Source organism: Pseudorhodobacter sp. (genome assembly GCF_034675685.1).
Taxonomy (GTDB): domain Bacteria; phylum Pseudomonadota; class Alphaproteobacteria; order Rhodobacterales; family Rhodobacteraceae; genus Pseudorhodobacter.
In genome coordinates this window covers 16,732-40,070 of record NZ_JAUCDA010000002.1, presented here as the reverse complement: position 1 = coordinate 40,070, position 23,339 = coordinate 16,732, and the positions used below count along the sequence as shown (strand labels likewise).

The following is a 23,339-nucleotide window of genomic DNA, read 5'->3' as shown; positions in this document are numbered from 1 at the left end:
TTAGCCCCTCCGTTGGTCCGCTGCATCGGCTTCAATGCCACGAAGATAAATTTGAAACACGCGGGGGGCGACGGTCAGCATCCGCCCCATATCCCCCGAAATCAGCGCCTGCATCACCAGCCCCTGAATGGTGCCAATGAACAGCACGGTTGCGGCCTCGACATCCAGACCCGCGGGCAGGTCGCCGCGGGTTTTGGCGGTAAGGATAAGATCGTTCAGGCGCGCCGCGTATTGCGCCATAAGTGCCCGCGCCAGCCGTTTTGCCGGGGTCATGGCAGCGCCCTGCAACTCTCCGAACAGCATGCGCGGCGCCCCGGGATGGTCGGCCACAAAGGCGACATGGGCCTGAAACATGGCTTGCATCGCGGCCAAGGGATTGTCGATTCCCGCAGCGGCCTTGTCGATCCGGGCCATCAGGCGGTTGGCCACCCATTGCATGACAGCCTGCCAAATCGCCTCTTTGTTGGGGAAATGGCGAAACAGCGCGCCCTGGGTCAGATGCATATGCTTGGCGATGGCCGCCGTTGTAATCTCGCCGGGGTTCATTGTGCCGGCCAGATCAATCACCGCCTCGACGGTAACATTGCGCCGCTCCTCGGCGGGCAGGTTTTTTGCCCGGACCTCAGTCATACAGCCACATCCATCCGCCAGCTTGCCACCGCAAGCCAGCCCATCGCAACGACCATAGAGGTGCCACCAGCCAGCACAATGACAGGCGGCACCCCAAGCACCAGTTCCGCGAGTATGCCCAAGGGCATCAGCATGCCCGCAAGCGCCAAACCCGAAATCCAGGCCCGGCTTGCCGACGCTGGCAGGCGCAACAGAACCAGCCCGACCGCGATGTTGAGCAGCGCAAAAAGATTGCCATGAACATGGGCCAAGCGCGATTCAAAATGCGCGCCCACGCCGTAATCAGCGATCCATTGCGCTTTGTCCGGCGCGAAATCACGCAGGTAGATCAGCAAAAAACCATAGAGCATGAAAAACGTCAGGAACAAGAACCCCGCCGCGATGTTGATTTTGCCAGTCAGCATGATGACCCTCGCAAGGATGGTTGCAGACGAAACTCCGCTTATGGCGGAGGTAGGGCTTGAATTAAGTTAGTAACCAATTACTATCTTATGTGAGCCGCATATTTACTGCAAGCGCTGGATTCTGGCGCGGGGGCAGCGAACGCCGGGGGATTGATCGGAACGATCTGCGCCGCAGGGAAGTGGTGCAGGAAAAAGCCAAGGGAAACGAGAGTTGCAGACTGCCAATATCCTTGCCGCAATCTTGATTGCCTCGCTGCCGCTGTCTGCTGCGGCGGGCGAAACCCTGACTCGGGAACAGATGTCCCGGCAGATCATCGGCAAAGAACTGACCGCCACACGCAAGGGCGTGAATATTCGCCTGAGATATCTTCCGGCGGGAGAGGTGACGGTGAAGATGTTGCTGCTTTCGTTTTCAGGGACGTGGGATTTTGAGGGGGACAGTATATGCATGACCATGGCTGGTGGCCCACGCAAGGGCAGAAATTGCGTTACGTTCACCGCCCTCGGCGGCAATAGATTTCTTAATTCCGAAGGTCTTGCCATGACCGTTCAGGATTGATCGTCATGGTCGCTATTCCATTCAATACTGGCAAAACCCATCTAAATACGTTGGCGGGTTTTGGCGTCGGGGGGCCGACGAAAAGCAAAAGGAACAGAAACAATGTCTCATAAAGAAAAAAACCGGATCGTGACTTTGCAAGATCATCAAAAGAAGGCCGGATTGGGCGAGGCACCCCGCACGCAGGCCGCAAAAGACACGCGCGCAGCGGTAGAAGATGCTGCCTCAGTCAATGCAAAGACGAAGCCAGATTCGGTATCGGTTGCCCCCAGGCAGGCAGCCAAGCAAGGGGTGCAATCTGACAAGCGGCCAGTGCAGGCCATGTCAATTCACGACACGCTGGACCACAAAATGCAAAGCGCGATTTCGCGTTTCACGCTCGGGTTGTCGCCCGCCGCGCTGATGGGGGCCTGGTTCGATTGGGCGACCCATATCACGGCAGCCCCCGGCAAGCGGTTGGAACTGGCCGAAAAGGCCGCCGATAAACTGCAGCGCCAAACCCGTTTCGCGCTTCGTTGCGCGACAAGCTCTGATAAAGTCGAACCCTGTATCGCGCCATTGCCGCAAGATAATCGTTTCCGCGGCGATGCCTGGCAGACGAAACCCTATAACATGATTTATCAGGGCTTTTTGCTGCAGCAGCAGTGGTGGCACAACGTGGTGACAGGGGTTCCCGGCGTCACCAAACAACATGAACAGGAATTGCAGTTTCTGACGCGCCAGGTGCTTGATATGGTCTCGCCTTCCAACTTTTTGTTGACCAACCCCGAAGTGCTGGCGCGAACCCGCGAAACGGCTGGGATGAACCTTGTCCAAGGGATGCAGAACGCCCTGAAGGACGCGCAAGATGCCGCCGCAGGCGCGCCGCCCACAGGCGCTGAGGCGTTTGTGCCGGGCAAGGATGTTGCGGTGACGAAGGGCAAGGTTGTCTATCGCAACCGCTTGATCGAACTTATCCAATACTCCCCGCTGACGGAAAAGGTGCGGCCCGAGCCGATCCTGATCGTTCCCGCATGGATCATGAAATACTACATCCTTGATCTGTCTCCGCATAATTCGCTGGTGCGTTATCTGGTCGAACAGGGTCACACGGTCTTCATGATTTCCTGGATGAACCCCGATGCAGATGACCGCGATCTGAACATGGATGATTACCGCCAGCTTGGCGTGATGGAGGCGCTGGCCGCGATTGGAAAAATCGTGCCGGACCGCAAGATCAACGCGGCGGGCTATTGTCTGGGCGGCACATTGCTGTCGATTGCCGCCGCCGCGATGGCGCGCGATGGCGATGATCGGCTGGGGTCGCTATCCTTGCTTGCCAGTCAGGTTGATTTCACCGAACCGGGGGAATTGCAGCTTTTCATCAACGAAAGCCAGCTTGCCTTTCTTGACAGTGTGATGTGGAAACAGGGCTATCTGGATACGACCCAGATGGCCGGTGCGTTCCAGATGCTCAGCTCGAATGATCTGATCTGGTCGCGGGGGGTGCGAAATTATCTGATGGGTGAAAGCCGGCCGATGATTGATCTGATGGCATGGAACGCGGACGGAACGCGGATGCCCTATGCCATGCATTCGGAATACTTGCGCAAGCTTTACCTCAACAATGATCTGGCCGAAGGGCGGTTCACCGTTGACGGCCAACCCGTTGCCCTTACCGACATAAGGTTGCCGATCTTTGCCGTTGGCACGCAAAAAGATCACGTGGCCCCCTGGCCTTCGGCCTTCAAGATACAGGCGCTGACGGATACCGAAGTGACCTTTGCCCTTACCAGTGGCGGCCATAACGGCGGCATTATCTCGCAGCCGGGCCACCCGCGCCGGTCGTATCAGGTGAAAACCAAGGGCGTGATGGACCGCTACATCAGCCCCGAGGCATGGGCGGCCGAGACTGAAACACATGCCGGATCCTGGTGGGAGGCATGGGCCAAATGGCTGGGTTCGCATTCGGGCACGGCGATTGCCCCGCCGGATATGGGCAATGCGAGCGCGGGCTACGCGCCATTGGCCGATGCCCCCGGTACCTATGTGATGCAAAAGTAGGAAGACACTCGGCACGCATTTGGCACCCCAATAGCGTTTCGCCTTTGACTTGAAACAAGGCCAATCACATAACGCATTGAAATCTTTGATTTCATCCAGCAGTGTGTGCGGAAGGGTTTAAGGCGAAACGCTTTGGAATATGTTGCGCTTGGTCCAAGGCTGCGATCGTCAGGGCGCGGACGGCTTTTTGCGCCACTCTGACGGCGTTACCGAGAACTGTGATTTGAAAAGCCTTGAGAACTGCGCCTGATCGGAAAACCCGAAACAATAGGCGATTTCGGCCATCGCCATCACTTGATTGGTCCCGATGGCATCGCGTGCCGCGATCAGGCGTTCTTCGCGGATGAATTGGGAAACCGTCTTGTTGGTATCGCTGAACAGTTCGTGCAGATAGCGTTTGGAAATGCCACAGGCATCGGCCACAAAATCCGGCGACAGGTTCTGGTTGGCAAGATTGTTTCGGATGATCTGCTCGGCCCGGCGCAGATGGCCCGCGCGCACCGCTGTTTTTATGCTGGCTTCTTCGCCCGTGGTTCCATCCAGCGCCAAGGCCAGCACTTCGATAATCTGCCGCCCCAGAACCGATGCGGTATGCGTTTCGGTATCAGACAGGATCTGAAGTTGCTGCATCATCGCGGTAAACAGGCCGGGCAGTCCTGATCTTGCATCAATGATCCGGGCGCAAAACCGATCGGGGTCCCGGATCTTCTCGGTCAGGGCTTTTTTGGGGATTTTCAGCACCATCAGTTCATTCGGAGCGGCGTATGAAAAGCGATAGGGCTCGTCGCCTCTTTCCAGAATGAAACCGCCGGGATCACAGCGCACCTCACGGCCCAGTTGTTTGAAATCAATCGGGCTGAGGCGCGGAACCGAGACGAGGTATTCTTCTTCGCAGGCATGCGAGATGTGGTTTGGTCTGCGCTCATATTGCATCGGCTCTGTGGCTAGCCGCGACAATGAGACATGCCCCATCTGGCGACGCTCCAGCAGCCCCGAGAACGTGGATTGGTCGCGAAACGTAAGTTGTAACGGGAAATAGGTTTCGGCGATGACACGATCCCAATGCGCCGAGCGTTGCGCAGGCGCAATCTGATCCGTGCTATGTGCCGTTACCTCCATACGCCTCCTCCTCAAGAGCCGAGTTAGAATCGTTAACAACCATAGGCCCGCGACTCAAGAACATTCAGTTCGCAGGATTTAACCTGCGCGCATTGACAAGGGTTTATGCGCGCATTGCCTGATTTGTACCCCCCTATGCGCTTATATGCAAATCTTTCCGCCCCCGGGTTCAAGACGAGCCGCGTGTTTCGCTTCACTCTGATGGGTATGAGGAGAAGTCGGAATACGGCTCGGGAGGAACAGGGGGGAATGGGTTGAGGGCCCTTCTTTGCTGCCGGGATGCGTTCTGCGCAAAGGGAGAGACACACCATGACCAAACGAAATATTGACCCGATCACGCTGTCCGTGGTGCGGGGCGTGCTGGAAACGACCCAGCGCGAAATGACCCTGACGTTGGAGCAAACCGCGCGCAGCTCGGTTTTCAACCTTGCGCATGATTATTCAACCGCGCTGTTCAACCATACGCCCGAGATGATCTTGCAAGGGCAAGATATTCCGATCCACCTTGGCAGCCTGATCCCCGCGATGAAGTCGGTTGCGAAGTTTTTTGAGGGTGAGATCAACGACGGCGACCTGATCTTGCACAATGACCCGGCCTATGGCGGCAGCCATATCATTGACACCTGCATGTATATGCCGGTGTTTTATGAAGGCGAGCTGGTGTTCTGGACGGTCTGCAAGGGCCATCTAACCGATATCGGCGGCCCGGTTCCCGCAGGCTATAACCCCAACGCGACCGAAATTTACGCCGAAGGTTTGCGTATTCCGCCGGTCAAGCTGTGGGATAAGGGCAAGCCGCGCCATGACGTGATGAACATGATTTTGATCAACATGCGGGCACGCCGTGACCAAGAGGGCGATTTCAACGCGCTGATCGGGGCCTGTCAGGTCGGGGCGCGCAACCTGAAAGGGTTGATGGACAAATACGGCAAGGACTTGGTGCAAGAGTGTATCGCCGAGCTTTTGGACATGGCCGAGGCGCATATGCGCAAGCTGATTTCCGAAGTACCAGACGGCACCTATCACGGCACCGCGATTTTGGAAGATGCCGGTCACGGTTACGGCGATTTTGATATTTCCGCGACCGTCACCATCAAGGGCGATGGCGTCCATATCGAAATCGCAAGCCCGCCGCAGATCCCTTATTTCATCAACAGCTATGAGGGGAACAGCTATTCCGGTGTTTATCTGGGCTTGATGATGTTCGCGCAACTGCCGCCGCCCTATAATGAGGGGCTGTATCGCTGCGTCAGCGTTGATATGGGGCCGAAAGGCACGCTGTGTAACGCGAAATCGCCCGCGCCGCATATGAACTGCACCACAACCCCGATGGAAACCCTGACCGATGCTGTGCGTCTGGCGTTTGAGCAGGCCGCACCAAGCAAGGTTTCGGCAAGCTGGGGCCATGCCAACGGTTGCAATATCGCGGGCATGGATAGCCGCCACGATGAAGAATATGTGACCATGGTGCTGGCCTCGATCATTTCGGGGGCTGGGGCGACCTCCAGTCAGGATGGCTGGCACGCTTGCGGCCCGCAATGTTGCTTTGGCGCGCTGACCAGCGGCGATATCGAGATGCTGGAACACAGCTATCCGATCATCATTCACCGCTATTCCCTGATGGAGGATTCGGGCGGTGCGGGCAAAAACCGCGGCGGTTCGGGAACCTGCTGGGAAGTGGAGCCGATGGACAGCCCGATGAAGCTGATCACCTTTGGCGAAGGCCGGCGTATTCCGGCGATGGGGGCGGCCGGGGCAAAATCAACCATGGTGGAAACCAAGGTTGGCCGGTTGGAACTGACACGCCACGGCAAGACCGAGATCATCACCGACAACGTGATTGAAACGATCCAACCGGGCGAGCGTGCGGCCAACAAGAACCCCGGTGGCGGCGGCTATGGCAACCCGTTTGAACGCGAGGTTCAAAAGGTCGTCGATGATGTGCGCAATGGTCTGGTCAGCCTTGAGGGCGCGCGGCTGGATTACGGTGTGATCATCACCGACCGTGACAGTCTGGCCGTGGATGTCGAGGCAACCGCAAAGCTTCGCGTCGCCTGATCCCTTCTTTGTGAACTCATCTTTGGCGGGGCCGGGGGGTGCGAAATGCCCCCCGAACGACCCCGGCCACCCCGAAAAGGAACAAAAACATGCAAAATCAATATCGTCTTGGTATCGACGCGGGCGGCACCTTTACCGACTTCATTCTGGCAGATCGCAAGGGTGGGGTGCGGATTTTCAAGGCACTTTCCACCCCGAATGATCCTACAGCCGCCATCCGCAACGGCCTGAAAGTGATCCATGAAGAAACCGGCCTGAGCCCGGAACACATCGTTTCCAACGCTGATCTGTGCATCAACGGCACCACGGTGGGCCTGAACGCGCTGATCACCCATAACGGCGCGAAAACCGGCCTTATCGCCACCAAAGGCCATGAGGACAGCATCGAAATCCGTCTTGGCCACAAGGAAGACGGCTATCGCTATGACGCGGAATATCCGCCTGCGACCATGCTGGCCCCGCGCTATTTGCGGCGCGGCGTGTCGGAACGGATCTTGTCCAACGGCACGATTCACACGCCGATGAATGAAGAGGACGTGCGCGAGGCGTGCCGCCACTTTATCCGCGAAGGCGTTGAATCGGTTGCGATTTCCTTTGTCTGGTCGGTGCTTCACCCCGAACACGAGGCCCGCGCCGGTGAAATTGTGCGCGAGATGATGCCCGATGTCCGCCTGACCATCGGCAGCCAGCTTTACCCGCAGGTGCGTGAATATACCCGCACATCGACCGCCATCGTGAACGCCTATCTTGCGCCGATCCTGCAACGCTATGTGGCGGCGATTGATGCCTATTTCCAATCGCTGGGCGCGCGCCATCCGGTGCGGTACTTTCAGTCGAACGGGGGCTTGGCGCTGGGCAAGGTTGTGGCGAACCAGTCGGTTTATGCCATCAACTCCGGCCCCGCCTCGGCGCCGCAAGCGGCCTTGTGGCTGGGCGAGCCGTGGGGCCTGAAGGATATTATCACGGTCGATATGGGCGGCACGTCGTTTGACATCACGCTGACCCGTGACGGGCGCGCGAACGTGTCGAAAAACATCGACTTTCTGCGCTACCGCATTGGTATCCCGATGATTCAGGTGGAAACCCTGGGCGCGGGGGGCGGTTCTATTGGTTGGATCGACACGATGGGGTTGATGCAGATGGGCCCGCAATCGGCGGGGTCAGAGCCGGGGCCAGCCTGCTATGATCAAGGCGGCACCAAACCCACCACGACGGATGCGAACATTGTGCTTGGCTATCTCAATCCCGATGGGCTTGTCGGCGGGCGCTTGCCGCTGAACGTGGAAAAGGCGCGGCTGGCGATCAAGACCCATCTGGCCGATCCTTTGGGGATCAGTGTAGAAACCGCAGCGCATGGCATGTTTACCATTGTAAACAACAACATGGTCAACGCCATTCGGCGTGTATCAGTGGAGCGTGGCTATGATCCGCGCGACTTTGCGCTGAACTGTGCAGGCGGGGCCACCGGCGCGCATATCACGGCCTTGGCGCGCGAAATGGGTATTCGCAAAGTGCTGGTGTCCAAGCTGGCCTCGGGGCTGTGCGCCTTTGGTCAGATCATCTCGGATGTGAAGTACAATTATATGGCACCAGCCCCGGTCCGGCTGGAGGGGGCCGAGGCCGCCGCACATCTGGATAAGCTGTTCAACGAATTGGAGGCGCGCGGCGCAGAGGATCTGCAATCAGACGGTTTTGCCGAAGAAAAGATCAACATTCGCCGCAGCCTTGATATGCGTTATGTCGGGCAGGTCCATGAATGCACCGTCGATGTTGACCCGTTTGAAGTGACAGAAGCAGCGCTTGAGCGGCTGAAAGACGCGTTCCACGCCCGCCATGAAGAACTGTATACCTATTCCGAGCGGCAAAGCGCGGTTGAGGTGGTGAACGTCGAAAGCGCGATCACAGGAGCTGTGGACAAGCCTGCACGGATGACGGTTGCCCCCGGCAAAGGTGCGAAATTTGCCCTGAAAGGCACGCGCGAGATGATCTTCAACGCCGAAGGCATCAGCCACGCGACCCCGGTCTATGATGGCGCGCTTTTGGGGGCGGGCGATGTGATTTCCGGGCCATCCGTCATTCAGGAAATCACCACGACCATCGTGATTGAACCGGGCTGGGTGGCGGAACTGGATGCCTCGGGGGTCTATGTTCTGACAGTCGAGGCCAAGGCCGGCAGCACGGCAAGTAGCGTGCGCACTGTCGAGGTCGCCTGAAATGGCCCTTGAACTGGAAAGCGTGGGGGTCGCCTTTGGCGGCTTCCAGGCCCTCAACGATGTCTCTTTGTCCGTTGCACCGGGGCAGGTTGTCGGGTTGATTGGCCCCAACGGGGCAGGCAAGACCACATGTGTCAACACGCTGACCGGGTTTCAGATTCCGTCCAGGGGCCGCGTGCTGCTGGAAGGGCGCGATGTGTCGCGGTTTTCGGCGCATGCGATCCGGCGTGCGGGGGTTGCGCGCACCTTTCAGGCCGGGCGGTTGTTTTCGGGGCTGGACGTGCTGGACAATTTGACCTGTGCGGGGGTTGGCCTTGGCCAGCGCCGTAGCGCGGCCGAACATGCGGCCAGCGATTTACTGGGCTGGATGGGGATTTCCGACCTCGAAAGCCGGTCGGCGGCTGGCCTGCCCTACACGGATGAGCGGCGCGTGGCGATTGCCCGCGCGATGATGGGCAACCCCAGATACCTGCTGCTGGATGAACCCGCCGCTGGCATGTCCGAGATCGAGGCCGCCGATCTGGCCGATCTGATCCGCAAGATTGCGACCGAAAAAGGCGTGGGCTGCCTGTTGATCGAACACAATGTCGGGCTGGTCCTGTCGGTTTGCACCGATGTCGTGGTGCTGGATGGCGGAGAGGTGATCGAGCGCGGCGACCGCAAGGTCATCCTTGGGTCTACCGCGGTTCGCGAAGCCTATCTTGGCGTGAATGTGGAGGCTGCGTGATGACAAAGATCGGAGTCTTTGACCTTGCTGTGCGTTACGGCAAGCTGACGGCCATTGCCAATCTGACCTTCAGCGTGGCCGAGGGCGAGCGGGTGTTTATCTCCGGCCCCAATGGTGCTGGCAAATCCTCGCTTTTGCTGGCGATTTCAGGCGATGTCGCCGCTGCCCATGGCCGGATTGAAATGGACGGCGAAATTCTGTCTGGTCTTGGTTCGGAAAACGTGGCGCGGCGCGGGTTGTCGATGGTGCCGGAAGGGCGGCGCATCTTTGGCGGGCTGAGTGTGGTGGAAAACCTGATGGTCGGGACCGGGCTGCGGCGCGACCGCTCTGCCGTTGCCGAGGATCTGGAGATTGTGTTCGACGCCTTTCCGATTTTGCGCGAACGGGCCAAGGCCAGTGCCGGTGCGCTGTCGGGCGGCCAACAGCAGATGCTGGCGATTGCCCGCGCGCTGATGACCAACCCCAAGGTGATGCTGGTGGACGAACCCTCGCTGGGGTTGGCCCCCAAGGTGGTGGACGATGTGTACGACCGTTTGTGCCATTTGCAAAAGCTGCGCGGGCTGACCTTGATCATTGTTGAACAATCCTCGGCCCGTGCGGCGCGGGTGGGCGGGCGCATGTTGTTGATGCGTGGCGGAAAGATCGTTGCGGATGGCGATGCCGCCGGGTTTGCCGCCGATACCCTTTTGACCGAAGCTTATTTCGGAGAACAGACATGAGCCTGCAACTGATATTCGACGCCCTGTCACTGGGCGGAATCTATGCCATTGCAGCGCTTGGGATTGCGCTGATTTTCGGGGTGATGAAGCTGGTGAATTTCGCGCATGGGCAGTTCATCGCCTGTGCGGTGTTTGCGCTGATCATACCATCAACCGATGCGCTGGCGGTGCTTGGTCTTGGCCGTTTGCCCGCGCCGGTGCTGATCCCCGTCTTGTTGCTGTTCGGCGCCGGGATTGCAGTCGCGGCCGAGGCATTTGTGTTTCGGCCCATGCGCAATGCCTCGCCCGTGGCGTTGATGGTGGGCAGTTTTGCCCTTGGGGTGGCGCTGCAAAACATCCTTTTGGTGTTGTATGGCGGGCGGCCAAAAGCGGTTAGCCTGTGGGCAGAACTGGGCCATCCGGTACAGATCGGGCCGGCAGAGGTGCCGCTGTTGCAGCTTATCGTCATCATTGCGGTTGGCCTTATCCTTGGCGGTTTGGCGCTGATGCTGCGCCATACCCGCGTTGGGCTTGAAATGCGCGCGGCGGCAGAAGATTTTGCCATGGCGCGGATGTTGGGGGTGCGGGCCAATCGCGTGATCTCGGGTGCGTTTGCGCTGTCGGGCGCGCTGGCTGCGGTGGTGGCGCTGGTGCTGGTGGCGCAGACCGGGGTCGCGGATGTGCGGATGGGCGGGCAGATCATGCTGGTCGCATTCATCGCAACAGTTGTCGGCGGCATGGGCAGCCTTTCGGGTGCGGTGGCGGCCGGGCTGGGAATTGGGGCGGCCTCGGCGCTGTTGCAGGCGTGGTTGCCAACCGATGCGCGGCCCTTCCGTGATGCCTTTCTGTATGGCGGCGTCATTCTTGTCCTTCTTTTCCGTCCGCAGGGGCTTTTCGCCTCTGCCGGCTCCAAGCCGAGGGTTTGATCATGGTCACACAACATATGATCCGTCGCCGTATGGCACGCACAACGCCGCTGCTTTTGGCCCTGCTGCTTTTGGGATTTGCCCTGATCGCAACCCAATTCGGGGATAGGGCGTTGGCGCGCATGGCATCAGAAACCCTGATCCGGGTGGCGATGGTTGTGGGGTTCTGGATTTTTGTCGGCAATTCCGGGGTTGTCAGCTTTGGTCATGCAGCCTTTGCCTGTGTCGGGGCCTATGTCTCGGCCTGGTTGACGCTGAAACCCGCGATGAAATCCATGCTGCTGCCGGGGCTGCCCGATGCGGTTGCGGCGGCGGATTGGCATGTGTTTCCGGCGGCAATCGTTGCAGGGCTGGTCGCGGCGCTGGTTGCGTTGGTTTCCGGGGCGGCAATCTTGCGGCTGTCGGGGATTGCGGCCTCTATCGCCACCTTTGCGTTTTTGGCGATGATCAACACCATCTGGTCAAACTGGACTCCGATCACCGGCGGCACGTCTTCGGTTGTCGGCCTTGCGCGGTATGTGACGCCTTGGGTGGCGCTGGGCTGGGCGCTGGCGGCTATTCTTGTGGCGGCGGTTTATTCGGCCTCTGCCTCGGGTCTTGCCCTGCGCGCCACGCGTGAGGATGAGGTGGCAGCCTCTGCCTCGGGCATCGACCGCTATCGCCATCGGTTGCTGGCCTATACGCTGTCGGGGTTTTTCGTCGGCGTCGGCGGCGCGCTGATGGGGCATTATATCGGCGTCATCAACCCTGACGGGTTTTACCTGAGCCTGACATTTTTGATGCTGGCGATGCTGGTGGTTGGCGGGATCGGGTCACTTTCGGGGGCGGTTGTCGGCGTGCTGGCGCTGTCTTTGGCGGTGGATGCGCTGGTCCGGCTGGAAAAGGGTGTAACCATCGGTCAGGCCACATTCTCGCTGCCCCCCGGCAGTCAGGAAATCATCATCGCAATCGCCATGATCCTTGTTTTGATCTTTCGCCCCACGGGCCTTTTGGCCGGGCGCGAAATTATGCTGCCTGCCCGGTGGGTCGCCGGGCGGAACCAGTCCGACAAATAAGACCTAACAACCCAGAGGAGGAACACAATGAAACTTGCAACCACAGCACTGGCCTTTATGGCCCTGGCCGTTCCCGGCCATGCCGAAGATCTGACGGTGGGCTTTGCCATCGCCAAATCCGGCTGGATGGAGGCCTATGACACACCCGCCGCCACCGCCGCCAAAATCCGCATTGATGAGCTGAACGCAGCCGGCGGCGTTTTGGGCCGCCAGATCAAGGTGGTTGAGGCCGACACCCGCACCGAGCGCGCCGATAGCGCCACGGCGGGCTTGGATGTGTTGGACCAAGGCGCGGAAATGATGGTCGTGTCTTGCGACTATGATTTCGGCGCACCAGCGGCGCTGGCGGCAGAAGGCGAGGGCATGATCAGCTTTTTCCTGTGCGCCGAAGATGTGAAGGCGGGGATTCAGGGTGTGGGGCCGAACAGCTTTTCATCCTCGGTGCTGGCCCCGGTACAGGGTGCGACCATGGCCGAATGGGCCTATGCCAAGCGTGAGGCGCGCACCGCCTTTGTGCTGGAAGATACCTATATCGAATATAACAAGGGCATCTGCACCGGATTCGACTGGATGTTCCCGCAGCTTGACGGCGCCGAGATTGTCGGCACCGACACGTTCAAGAATGATGATGCGTCCATCGCCAGCCAGATCACCCGGATCAAGTCGCTGGAAAAAGAGCCGGATGTGATCATGCTGTGTTCGGTGATGCCGGGTGCTGCAGCAGCGGTTCGCCAGATCCGCGCCTCTGGTATCAACTCTTTGATCTTGAACGGCTCTGCTGTCGATGGTTCATATTGGCTGGATGCCACGCCGGGGCTGACAGGGTTTGTCGTGCCGGTTCAGGGCTCGATCTATGGTGATGACCCGCGCCCCGAGGTCGAGGCGTTCAACGTGGCCTATGAGGCCAAAACCGGCGCGCGGCCAGCCAGCCAATACGCCTATCCGGGCTATATCCTGATTGACCTTTGGGCCAAAGCGGTGGAGCGCGCGGGCACGGTTGACGGGGCCACGGTCACTGCCGAATTGGAAAAAATGCGTGATGAGCCGACGGCTTTCGGGCCGCGCAGCTTTACCTCGGAACTGCATCATCAAAATACGGCGCTGATGCAGATCATTGAGATCACCGACGGCAAGCCTGCGCGGGTTGACGAGTGGACGATTTCAAAGCCAGTGCCGCTTGATGTCTTGATGGGCAAGTAAAACCGGGGGCGCGGGGGGATACCCTCGCGCCACCTACAAATAGGGCGGGGTGCAGGCGGAAACGACAATCGCCTCTCGGTCGCCGATATTGCGAAAGCGGTGCGGGGCGGTAGAGTCGAACAAAAAGCTGTCGCCCGCTTTCAAAACCATGGTTTCCTCACCAACGGTCACCTCGATTTCGCCGGCAATCACCACGCCGCCCTCGTGCGAGACATGTTCCAGCATCTGCTCGCCGGTATCGGCGCCGGGTTCATAGCGTTCATAGAGAATTTGCAGGTTATGCGCCTTGGCATCGCCGATCTGCTGCAAGGTGATCTTGCCGCGCGGATCGTCCAGCGTGGAATAAAGCCGGGTGGTCAGGTCGCGCATTTCATGGGGTTTGAAAAACACCGCCTGCGTTGACGGCGCTTCGGGCTCAAAAAATTCGGACATGCTGACATTCAGGCCGCCCAGAATCTTGCGCAAGGATGATACCGAAGGGCTGGAACGGTTGGTCTCGATCATCGAAATCTGGCCATGTGGCACGCCAGACGCTTCTGCAAGTTGCCGTTGCGATAGGGATGCATCTTGTCGCATTTGCCTGAGTCTTTGGCCGACGTCGAAGTTTTCCATGGTTCTCCCGGTGTTTGCCCCTGTTTATCCCTTGCAGGCTGTGTGCACAATCCTTTGTCACAGGGTGCGCAGAAAATGAATGTATATTGCGCAAAATATTGCGCAGTGGTAACTGGATTCAGTTCAATCTCCGGAGGCTCAAATGTCCGAATCGTCTCTTCTTGCTGCCCGCAAATCCGAAGCTGTCGCCCGCGGGGTTGCGACCCGTGGAATCTATGCCGTTCGCGCTGAAAACTCAGAGCTTTGGGACGCCGAAGGTCGTCGTTACATTGATTTCGCGGCGGGTATCGCGGTCAATAACACCGGCCATCGTCACCCCAAGGTTATGGCAGCCGTGGCCGAGCAGGCGCAGGCCTTTACGCACACCTGTTTTCACGTCGCGCCCTTTGAAGGCTATATCGCCCTGGCCGAGCGCCTGAATGCGATGACCCCCGGCGATTTTTCCAAGAAAACCATGTTGGTCACAACTGGTGCTGAGGCGGTGGAAAACGCGGTCAAGATGGCGCGTGCGTTCACGGGCCGCTCTGGCATCATCTCGTTTTCGGGCGCCTTTCATGGCCGCACCCTGTTGGGCATGGCCCTGACCGGCAAGGTCGCACCCTATAAGAAAGGCTTTGGCGCGATGCCGCCCGAAGTGGTGCATGCGCCCTTCCCGAACCCGCTGCATGGCGTGTCAGAGGCCGATGCCATCGAGCAGTTGGAACGGCTTTTTGCATCTTCGGTTGATCCGGAGCGGGTTGCAGCCATTATTATCGAGCCAGTGCAGGGCGAAGGCGGCTTCACCATCGCGCCGTTCAACTTCTTGCGCAAGCTGCGTGAGATTTGTGATGAACATGGCATCGTGCTGATCGCGGATGAAATTCAGGCCGGTATGGCCCGCACCGGGAAGATGTTCGGTTTTGACCATTCCGGTGTGGCACCCGATCTGGTGACGATGGCCAAAGGGCTTGCCGGGGGCTTTCCGCTTGCCGCCGTGACCGGGCGCGCCGAAATTGTTGATGCCCCTGGCCCCGGCGGTTTGGGCGGCACATATGCTGGCAACCCCTTGGCTGTTGCCGCATCCCATGCGGTGCTGGACATCATCGACGAAGAAGACCTTTGCACCCGTGCGGATGAGGTTGGCGAAGTGATCCGCGCCCGCCTGACCCAGCTTGCCGCGCGGCAGGGGATGGAGTGTATTGGCGATGTGCGTGGCCTTGGTGCCATGAACGCGTTTGAACTGGTGATTGATCGCAACACGTTTGCGCCCGACGCTGCCCTGACCAGCGCGATTGTGGCCGAGGCAGAGGCGCGCGGGTTGATCCTCATATCCTGTGGCACGCGCTACAATGTGATCCGGTTGCTGCCGCCGCTGACAATTCCAATGGATCAGTTGCAAGAGGCGCTGGATATCATCGAGGCCTCTATTGAAGCCGCCGTGATGAAGAAAGCCGCCTGAGCGCTTTGCTCGGGCCCCCCCTTCTGCCAAGCGGGCAGAGGGGGGGGGAAAGGCCAAGATGGATGCGGTGATGATCACCGGGTCCATGGCCAAGCCGCAATATACGGGGTCCGGCCCCAGCCCGCGTAAGCCAGGCGCCCGCTTTGGCGGGCCTGTGCCTATCGCGGCCGCCCCCTGTCAGTCAGGGGTCTTTTGCGCCGATATCACAGATCCACCCTCAAATAGCCGGGCGTTTGTCTGGAGATCGTCGGGTGTAAACCTGTAGATGGTCATTTCATCAACACTATAGGCCCCGAGGCCTTTGTAGAATTCAATTGTCGGGGTGTTCCAGTCCAGAACGCCCCATTCCAGCATCTGGCAGTTGCGGTCCAGCGCGAGCTTGCAAAGATACCCCATAATGATCTTTCCAAGACCCTGATGGCGCAGCTGCGCATCAATCAGAAAGCCATCAATATAAAGCCCGGAACGGCCTGTAAACGCTGATGATGTCATGCAATAATAGGCGAAACCCACAATTTCACCCTTGTAGACGCCAAACAGCGCCTCACCCAGGTTTTCATTCAGCAACCGCTTGATTTGCGGCGCGGTTGCCGTGATCTTGTCGGCCATTTTTTGGTAGGTGCCAAGTTTTTTCATGTAGTGAACGATAAGGTCCGCATCGTCAGAGGACGCGTGCTGGATAAAAAAATCCGGATTGGACGTCTTGATTTTCGGCATGCTGCCTTTCCCCTTGATCTGGCTTTTCCCATGATAGACATCAGCAGAGTCGCGAAGGCAAGTCACGGCACTCAAATCTTGTCTCGGGGGGCGCGCAGGTTTGCCGCAACCGGGGCAGACGATAGGTTTTTCGCCATTTTTCACGAGGGTTGGCAGCATGGGCGTGGTCCAAAATAGATTTGGAATGGCATCAACCCTGCGCCTTGATCGGAAGTTTCAGACGGGCTTCAAAACCCGATGCTTGGCCGGTGCGCGGTGATTTCAGGGTCAACGTGCTTCCCAATCGGTCGGCAATCGCTGCGACAATGGCAAGGCCGAGGCCGCTTCCCTCAGTGCCTGATGTCGCGCGTTCAAAGCGGGCGGTCAGGCGGGCCAGCGTGTGCGCGGGCACAAGCGGCCCATCATTCGCAACGATCAGGGTTCCGTTGGGCTGCAGACCAACCGCGACTGTGCCGCCTTCGGACCCATGGCGCAGGGCGTTTTCAATCAGGTTCCGGCACAGGATGCCGAAGGCGTCTGGGTCAATGTCTGACATCACGGGCTGTTCCGGCAGCGTCAGCTTAATGCGATCAGGCGCAGCCGTGCGGCCAATATCGTCGACGATAATACGCGCCACCGGGCGCAGGTCTGACATGTGATCCAGGCAAAGCTGCCCGCCTTCGGCGCGGGCCAATTGCATCAGGCGTTCGGCCACGCGTGTCAGCCGCTTCAGTGTGGCCTCAATGTCAGTGGCCCTTTGCAGGGTGCCGGGCTCACGGGTTTCGGACCGAAGGCGCTGTGCCTGTGCGATGGCCGCCGCAAGCGGGGTGCGCAATTCATGCGCGGCATTGGCGGCAAAGCTGCGCTCGGCATCAAACGCAGCTTTCAAACGCTCAAAGACGTCGTTCAGTGTGGCCGCTACCGGGGCGATTTCCCAGGGCAGGCCTTTGGTGGGCAGTGGCGACAGGTCACGCGCATCGCGCATGCCAAGGGTTTCGCGGAACTGCCGAAGCGGTTGCAGGCTGGCCCGAACCGCCAGAATGATGGCAAGCAGGGCGGCAGGGATCACGACCAGCAGCGGCAGCGCGAGGCCGATCTGGATGTTGCGCGCAACCTGTTGGCGGTGGCTCAGCGGCTCTGCCACGGTGATTTCTACGCTGCCCTGCAAGGCCGTCTCGGTATAAAGCCGGTGGGTTGCGGTCTGGCTAAACCCTGTCTGATCATAGGGCGGAAAGTCCCCGGCCTCTGCCGCGTGCGATTGCAGCAGCATCCGGCCCTGCGCATCGCGAACGATATAGGTGAAAAATTCATCGTGATCACGGATGGCGGCCAGCCGCTGCGGGGTGTCATCTGCCTCACGCCCGAGGATGTCGAGAACCGCAAGCGGCAGCAGGCGTTGCGCGGTTTCTTGCAGGGCGGAATCAAAGACCTCATCCATTTCATGCCGAAGCGCGACACTGGTTCCCCAAGCCGCTGCCACCCACAAAAGCGTCAGCAGAACGCCCAGCGACAGGGCCAGACGCGATTGCAGGCTGCGCGGCCACCTCATGATGCGCCCAGACGATAGCCCATGCCGCGCTCGGTCTCGATCACCCCGGCACCCAGCTTTTTGCGCAGGCGGCTGACATGAACTTCGATGGTGTTGCTTTCGACCTCCGCGTCAAAAGTATAAAGTTTTTCTTCAAGCTGCGGCTTGGACAGCAATTGACCGGGGCGGGCCAGAAACGCCTCAAACAGCGCCCATTCGCGGGCGGTCAGCGTGATTGGCTTGCCCTCCCGGCGGATGGTGCGCGACGCGATGTCGATGGTCAGCGCGCCGTGGGTGATGATCGGGTTGGGGTTGCCGGAATAGCGCCGCGCGACGGACCCGATCCGCGCGGACAGCTCTGACAGATCAAAGGGTTTCACAAGGTAGTCATCCGCACCCGCATTCAGCCCCTCAATCCGGTCGGAAATCTGGTCCAGCGCGGTCAGGATAATCACCGGCGTCACATCGCCCCGCGCGCGCAAGGTTTTCAAAAACCCAATGCCGCGCCCATCCGGAAGCATCAGGTCAAGCAAAAGCAGATCATAGGCCGCCCCTGCAACCGCATCGCCCGCCGCATCAAGCCGCGTGACCCAATCCACAGACTGGCCGTCGCCAGCGATCTGGTCGCGCACGGCAGAGCCCAAGACGGTGTCGTCCTCAATCAGCAAGATGCGCATGGCGGATGTTTCCTTTCAGACGTGCTGATCCTGTCTCTATGGTCAGGCTGACGCTAAGCTGACAATTGCAGGCCTTTCGCTTCAGCTTGCCGTCAGCCTTGGTCTGCAGCATGCGGCCTGTCGCCAAGACAGGAAGTTTGGCTGATGACGACGGCAAAGACAATTCTGATCTTGCTGGCGGGTGATGAATGCTGTGTGCCGGTGACAGACTGGCAATCCGGCTGAAACCGCACAAGCGGAACGGGGCTATTGGCCGGACCACTGGGGCATCCTGCTTTTTATGGCGGCTTCCTGACGCCAAGCTGAAGCAAAAACCGCGCGGCTGTCAGCCCCCCCTCAGGTGGCCCCCCTAGGGTGATCTTATCAGGTGGAAGGAGATCCCCAATGAAAAAGACTCTGACAGTCCTCGCTTTGCTTGCCGCACTTCCGGCGGGGATGGCGTTTGCAGATGATGATTGCACCGTGCCGCTGGCCAATTGGCAGCCGCGCGCGGCGGTAGAGCGCTTGGCCCAAGACAACGGTTGGACCCTGCGGCGCATCAAAATTGATGATGGCTGCTATGAGGTCAAGGGCCGCGATGCCACGGGGCGGGAAATCAAGGCCAAGATCGACCCGGCGACGCTGCGGGTGATCAAGTTGAAATACAAGAATGATGACCGTGACGACGACGATGATGACAAGGACAAGGATCGCGCGCGCCGTGACCGCAAGGACGCGGTAAACCCTGCCGCACCAAGCACGGCCCCGCGTAACCCTTTGTTTGGCAACGGCGCGCCACCAACGGTTCTGGTGAAATAACCCCGCAGCCCGCCTCATCCCGGACCAAAAAGGAAAATCCCGATGAAATCCCTGCTTGCAACGCTGGCGCTGACAACGGCGCTGACGCTTCCCGGCATCGCCATGGCGCGGCCGGTCACGCTGACCACCCAACTGAGCGCTTACGGCGGCGATGGTGCCTATCTTGCGCTTTATGTCACCGATCCATCGGGTGCCTATGCAGGCACGCTGTGGATGGCGGGTGGCAAGTCGAAATACTACGATAGCCTGAGCGACTGGTATCGTGCCACCGGCGGCGACCCGGCCCAGATCAACGGTATCACCGGGGCCAGTGTTGGCGCAGGCCGAACGCTGGAGATCACGCTGGACTTGGCCGATGCACTGTTTGACGCGGGCTATACCCTGCATATCGACGCCGCGGTGGAGGAGATGCGCAACAGCCCGAACGAGGTTGCGGTGCCGCTGACCACGGCCGGTGCCGGAACCGCCGTGAAGGGGCGTCGCTATGTCGCCAGCTTCACCTACGACATGTAAGAAAGGCAGGGCCATGATCCGCATGTTTCACCGTTGGCCGGGTCTGTTGGCCCTTGCCCTGATAACCGTTCTGGCGCTGAGCGGCGCCGTGCTGTCGGTGTTCCCGGCAGCCGAGCGCCTGAGCGCGCCGCAGGTCGAGGCCGGGCTGAGCGTGGCCGATCTTGCTGCGCGTATCCAGACTGCCTATCCGGGGGTTGAACAAATCCGGCGCGCGCCGTCTGGCCGGATCACCGCTTATTGGTTCGATGGCGGCACACCGGGCGCGGCGGTGATTGATCCTGCAACAGGCCAGGGTATTACATCGGCCGATCCCAACCAGTTCGAACGCTGGTTGACCAACCTGCACCGCTCGCTGTTCTTGGGGGATGGTGGGCGCATTGCCATGGCAGCGGGGGCGGCGGCCATGCTGGTGCTGGCGCTGTCTGGCGCGGTGCTTGTGGTGCGGCGCGTGGGCGGCTGGCGGCGCTGGTTCGCGCCCTTGCGCGGGCCGCTGCCCGGCAGGCTGCATTTGGAAATCGCGCGCGTCGCCGTTGCAGGCCTTGTGCTGTCCTCGCTTACGGCGCTGTGGATGGCGGCCTCTACTTTTGGTTTTCTTCCCGATGGCGGCAGCGCGCTGACCTATGCTGCGCCAAGTGGTCAGACGGGCATGGCGCCGGGTGCAATCAATCTGCTCGGGCAGACCCCAGCGTCAACGCTGCGCGAGCTGAGCTTTCCTTATCCGGATGATGCCACCGATGTCTTTACGCTGAAGACCGACAGCGGCACCGGATACCTTGACCAAGGCACCGGCGCGTTGCTTGGCTGGGCCGATCTGACCGGTTGGGAGCGGGCATCGGAAACCATCGTGATGCTGCATACCGGGCAGGGGGCGGCGGTTTTGGGGTTGGTGCTGGGGCTGATGGCGCTGGGCGTGCCGGTGATGGGGGGTACGGGTGTGGTGATCTGGCTGGCGGCGCGGCGCGGCAGGCCGCGGATTCGCGGCAACCAACCCGCCGGGCAGGCGCAAACGATTCTGCTGGTCGGCAGCGAGGGCGGCAGCACCTGGGGCTTTGCCGCAACGCTGCACCGCGCGCTGACCGAGGCCGGGCAAACTGTTCATGCCGCACCGATGTCGGCCTTTGATCCAAAGCACTATGCGCGTGCGGAGCGTATTCTTGTGCTTGCCGCGACCTATGGCGATGGGGCTGCACCTGCCTCGGCCAAAGGTTTTCTTGACCGGCTTGCGCAGGGTGACGCCGCCCCCGCAATTCCGCTGGCGGTGCTTGGCTTTGGCGACCGCAGTTTTCCGCATTATTGCACCTTTGCCAAAGCGGTGTCCTTGGCGGCCGAGGCCAAAGGCTGGCAGGAACTGCTTGCTTTTGATACCGTCGACCGCCAATCGCCGCAGGATTTTGCCCGCTGGGGTCAGGCGCTTGGGGCCGCGATGGGCATCACCCTTGCCCTCACCCACCAACCGATTATCCCGCACTCGCAGCCGTTGACGTTGATGTCCCGCCGCGATTACGGGGCCGAGGTGCAGGCCCCGACCGCAATTCTGCGCTTTGCGCTGCCGAAGGTTTCGCTGTGGCAGCGCCTGACGGGCCGTGGTTTCGGGCGGTTTCAGGCGGGCGATCTTTTGGGCATCCTGCCTGCGGGTTCAACGCTGCCCCGGTTCTATTCGCTGGCCTCGGGGCGGCGGGATGGGTTTGTTGAGGTTGTGGTCAGAAAACTGCCCGGCGGTCTTTGCTCCGGCCAGCTCATGGCGCTGGAACCCGGTGACAGCATGGCCGCCTTCCTGCGCCCCAATTCCAGTTTCCACGCGGGCCGCAGCGCTGCACCGCTGATTCTGATCGGGGCGGGCACCGGCATTGGCCCGCTTGCAGGCTTTACCCGCGCCAATGCCCGCAAGCGCCCGATTCACCTGTTCTTTGGCATGCGCCACCCCGACAGCGATTTCCTTTATGGCGAAGATTTCGGGGTCTGGCAGGCGCAGGGGCACCTGACCCGACTGGTCACAGCCATATCACGCGGGGCCAGGCCGCATTACGTTCAGGATGCGTTGCGCGCCGAGGGGGCAGAGGTTGCCCGGCTGATCAGGGGTGGCGCGCGCGTGATGGTCTGCGGCGGACGAGAGATGGCTGCCGGGGTCGCCGACGCGCTGGCAGATATCCTCGCCCCCGTTGGGCTGACGCCAATCGCATTGAAGGCCGAGGGGCGTTATGTCGAAGATGTTTACTGATCTGCGGCAGATTGCGCTGAACGGCCCCACCATGGGCACACGCTGGTCGGCGTTGTTTCCTGCGCCAGCCGGGTTTGACCCCGCGCCTGTGCAAACGGCGCTTCAGGCGGCGGTAAGGGAGGTGGATGCGCAAATGTCCACCTGGAACCCCGCCAGCGACCTGATGCGCCTGAACGCGGCCCCCACCGGCGAATGGGTGGCAGTTCCGGCGCGGCTGATGGCGGTTTTGCGCCTTGGCTTGAAAATTGGGCGGGCGTCAAACGGGGCGTTTGACATTGGCATGGGTGACGCGGTGGCGGCCTGGGGCTTTGGGCCAAACGCCGCTACGCCGGGTCATATCCGCGCCGCGATGAGCGCGCATCGCGCGGCCGCGCATGCGGTGTTGGACCTTGATGCAGCCGGGCGGGCGCGCAAACATGCCCCGATCACGTTGGACCTGAACGGGATTGCCAAGGGGTATGGTGTTGACCGACTGGCAGAGGTGCTGACCGATTTCGGCCTCACCTCTGCCCTTGTCGGCATTGATGGCGAGATGCGCGCGCTGGGTCTTAGGCCAGACGGCACCCCTTGGACCATCGCGGTAGAGGCCCCCGACAGGACGCGCCGCGCGCCACATTCCATCCTGGCGCTGCAAGACGCCGCCGTTGCGACCTCGGGCGATTACCGTCACTGGATCAATGTACAGGGCCGCCGCCTGTCGCACACGATGCACCCAACCAAAGCCGCGCCATTGCTGGCCCCGCCTGCCTCGGTCACTGTCATCGCGCAGACCTGCGCCGAGGCCGATGCCTGGGCAACCGCGCTGATGGTTCTGGGCGCAGATGATGGTGCAACCCTTGCGCGGCAATGCGGGCTTGATGCGCTGTTCTTGCTGCGTGACACCACGGATCGTATTCGAACTGTGGCCGTCGGGCGCATGTTCAGCCAAGCGGCAAAGGGCTGGGGGGCGCAGGGTGGGCGTGAAGTGGGCAAATACAGCCCGCTGTAAGGCGCTGATGGCCCCGCCCCGGCCAGACCTGATGAACCGGGGCAGGGGATTGCCTGCCTTGCCGCAAGCATCAACCGTGGTGCCGGTGACGGCCCGGCAATCCCGGTCATATCAACCGCTACCGCCTTGCCCAGATCGGCCATGTGATCCCCCCTTCAGAAAGCCGCTTTACGGGCATTGTGCTTTCAGGAAAGTGGTCGGGATGAATTTCAATGCCTTTGCAGATTGGCGCGATCGTC

21 protein-coding genes are annotated in these 23,339 nt (G+C 60.3%); 14 read left to right on the top strand and 7 right to left on the bottom strand.

Going from position 1 to position 23,339, the window contains the following annotated elements:
- Positions 1-630: a TetR/AcrR family transcriptional regulator gene (locus tag VDP61_RS00265; RefSeq protein ID WP_323004945.1), complete on the bottom strand. Its 630-nt coding sequence runs from the start codon at positions 628-630 to the stop codon at positions 1-3.
- Positions 627-1,034: a hypothetical protein gene (locus tag VDP61_RS00260; protein ID WP_323004944.1), complete on the bottom strand. Its 408-nt coding sequence runs from the start codon at positions 1,032-1,034 to the stop codon at positions 627-629. Before VDP61_RS00260 ends, VDP61_RS00265 begins: the two co-directional genes overlap by 4 nt.
- 211 nt (positions 1,035-1,245) lie before the next feature.
- On the opposite strand from VDP61_RS00260, the gene VDP61_RS00255 reads away from it, so the two are divergent.
- A complete protein-coding gene (locus tag VDP61_RS00255) occupies positions 1,246-1,593 on the top strand; it encodes a hypothetical protein (RefSeq protein WP_323004943.1) in 348 nt (115 codons plus the stop codon).
- A gap of 102 nt (positions 1,594-1,695) precedes the next feature.
- Positions 1,696-3,636: a PHA/PHB synthase family protein gene (locus tag VDP61_RS00250; protein ID WP_323004942.1), complete on the top strand. Its 1,941-nt coding sequence runs from the start codon at positions 1,696-1,698 to the stop codon at positions 3,634-3,636.
- Between the two features lie 168 nt (positions 3,637-3,804).
- Here VDP61_RS00250 and VDP61_RS00245 read toward each other — a convergent pair whose 3' ends face one another.
- On the bottom strand, positions 3,805-4,755 hold the full coding sequence (locus VDP61_RS00245) for a helix-turn-helix domain-containing protein (RefSeq protein ID WP_323004941.1): 951 nt from the start codon (positions 4,753-4,755) through the stop codon (positions 3,805-3,807).
- 309 nt (positions 4,756-5,064) lie between these two features.
- Between VDP61_RS00245 and VDP61_RS00240 the strand changes: the two genes are divergently transcribed.
- From VDP61_RS00240 to VDP61_RS00210, 7 genes are all read left to right on the top strand, one after another.
- Positions 5,065-6,813 carry a hydantoinase B/oxoprolinase family protein gene (locus VDP61_RS00240; RefSeq protein WP_323004940.1) on the top strand — a complete coding sequence of 583 codons (1,749 nt, stop codon included), beginning with the start codon at positions 5,065-5,067 and terminating at the stop codon, positions 6,811-6,813.
- Positions 6,814-6,902: 89 nt separating this feature from the next.
- Positions 6,903-9,026, top strand: coding sequence for a hydantoinase/oxoprolinase family protein (locus VDP61_RS00235; RefSeq protein ID WP_323004939.1), 2,124 nt, complete (start codon positions 6,903-6,905; stop codon positions 9,024-9,026).
- 1 nt (position 9,027) lies between these two features.
- Positions 9,028-9,753 carry an ABC transporter ATP-binding protein gene (locus tag VDP61_RS00230; RefSeq protein WP_323004938.1) on the top strand — a complete coding sequence of 242 codons (726 nt, stop codon included), beginning with the start codon at positions 9,028-9,030 and terminating at the stop codon, positions 9,751-9,753.
- Positions 9,753-10,472, top strand: coding sequence for an ABC transporter ATP-binding protein (locus VDP61_RS00225; RefSeq protein ID WP_323004937.1), 720 nt, complete (start codon positions 9,753-9,755; stop codon positions 10,470-10,472). The genes VDP61_RS00230 and VDP61_RS00225 overlap by 1 nt, the downstream gene beginning before the upstream one ends.
- Complete coding sequence (locus VDP61_RS00220) at positions 10,469-11,377, top strand: branched-chain amino acid ABC transporter permease (protein WP_323004936.1); 909 nt, start codon at positions 10,469-10,471, stop codon at positions 11,375-11,377. Before VDP61_RS00225 ends, VDP61_RS00220 begins: the two co-directional genes overlap by 4 nt.
- Positions 11,378-11,379: 2 nt before the next feature.
- Positions 11,380-12,432 carry a branched-chain amino acid ABC transporter permease gene (locus VDP61_RS00215; protein ID WP_323004935.1) on the top strand — a complete coding sequence of 351 codons (1,053 nt, stop codon included), beginning with the start codon at positions 11,380-11,382 and terminating at the stop codon, positions 12,430-12,432.
- A 27-nt stretch (positions 12,433-12,459) separates the two neighbouring features.
- Positions 12,460-13,632 carry an ABC transporter substrate-binding protein gene (locus VDP61_RS00210; protein ID WP_323004934.1) on the top strand — a complete coding sequence of 391 codons (1,173 nt, stop codon included), beginning with the start codon at positions 12,460-12,462 and terminating at the stop codon, positions 13,630-13,632.
- A 33-nt stretch (positions 13,633-13,665) separates the two neighbouring features.
- Here the strand turns inward: VDP61_RS00210 and VDP61_RS00205 are convergent, their stop codons facing one another.
- The gene (locus tag VDP61_RS00205; RefSeq protein WP_323004933.1) at positions 13,666-14,244 is read right to left on the bottom strand and encodes a cupin domain-containing protein; all 579 of its coding nucleotides are present in this window, start codon (positions 14,242-14,244) and stop codon (positions 13,666-13,668) included.
- 142 nt (positions 14,245-14,386) lie between these two features.
- Here VDP61_RS00205 and gabT point away from each other — a divergent pair, with 142 nt between their 5' ends.
- Positions 14,387-15,682 carry a 4-aminobutyrate--2-oxoglutarate transaminase gene (gene gabT / locus VDP61_RS00200; RefSeq protein WP_323004932.1) on the top strand — a complete coding sequence of 432 codons (1,296 nt, stop codon included), beginning with the start codon at positions 14,387-14,389 and terminating at the stop codon, positions 15,680-15,682.
- A 177-nt stretch (positions 15,683-15,859) separates the two neighbouring features.
- On the opposite strand, the gene VDP61_RS00195 is transcribed toward gabT, so the two are convergent.
- The 3 genes from VDP61_RS00195 to VDP61_RS00185 form a co-directional block, all read right to left on the bottom strand.
- Positions 15,860-16,399, bottom strand: a complete 540-nt coding sequence (locus tag VDP61_RS00195) for a GNAT family N-acetyltransferase (RefSeq protein WP_323004931.1) — start codon at positions 16,397-16,399, stop codon at positions 15,860-15,862.
- 190 nt (positions 16,400-16,589) lie between these two features.
- A complete protein-coding gene (locus tag VDP61_RS00190) occupies positions 16,590-17,927 on the bottom strand; it encodes an ATP-binding protein (protein WP_323004930.1) in 1,338 nt (445 codons plus the stop codon).
- The gene (locus VDP61_RS00185) at positions 17,924-18,583 is read right to left on the bottom strand and encodes a response regulator transcription factor (RefSeq protein ID WP_323004929.1); all 660 of its coding nucleotides are present in this window, start codon (positions 18,581-18,583) and stop codon (positions 17,924-17,926) included. The genes VDP61_RS00190 and VDP61_RS00185 overlap by 4 nt, the downstream gene beginning before the upstream one ends.
- A gap of 384 nt (positions 18,584-18,967) precedes the next feature.
- Between VDP61_RS00185 and VDP61_RS00180 the strand changes: the two genes are divergently transcribed.
- The 4 genes from VDP61_RS00180 to VDP61_RS00165 are packed head-to-tail and all read left to right on the top strand — an operon-like array spanning position 18,968 to position 23,100.
- A complete protein-coding gene (locus VDP61_RS00180; protein ID WP_323004928.1) occupies positions 18,968-19,381 on the top strand; it encodes a PepSY domain-containing protein in 414 nt (137 codons plus the stop codon).
- 42 nt (positions 19,382-19,423) lie between these two features.
- Entirely contained in the window at positions 19,424-19,894 is a 471-nt protein-coding gene (locus tag VDP61_RS00175) for a DUF2271 domain-containing protein (RefSeq protein WP_323004927.1), read from the top strand.
- Positions 19,895-19,907: 13 nt separating this feature from the next.
- The gene (locus VDP61_RS00170) at positions 19,908-22,112 is read left to right on the top strand and encodes a PepSY domain-containing protein (protein WP_323004926.1); all 2,205 of its coding nucleotides are present in this window, start codon (positions 19,908-19,910) and stop codon (positions 22,110-22,112) included.
- Positions 22,093-23,100 carry an FAD:protein FMN transferase gene (locus VDP61_RS00165; protein ID WP_323004925.1) on the top strand — a complete coding sequence of 336 codons (1,008 nt, stop codon included), beginning with the start codon at positions 22,093-22,095 and terminating at the stop codon, positions 23,098-23,100. The genes VDP61_RS00170 and VDP61_RS00165 overlap by 20 nt, the downstream gene beginning before the upstream one ends.
- Positions 23,101-23,339: the final 239 nt, after the last annotated feature.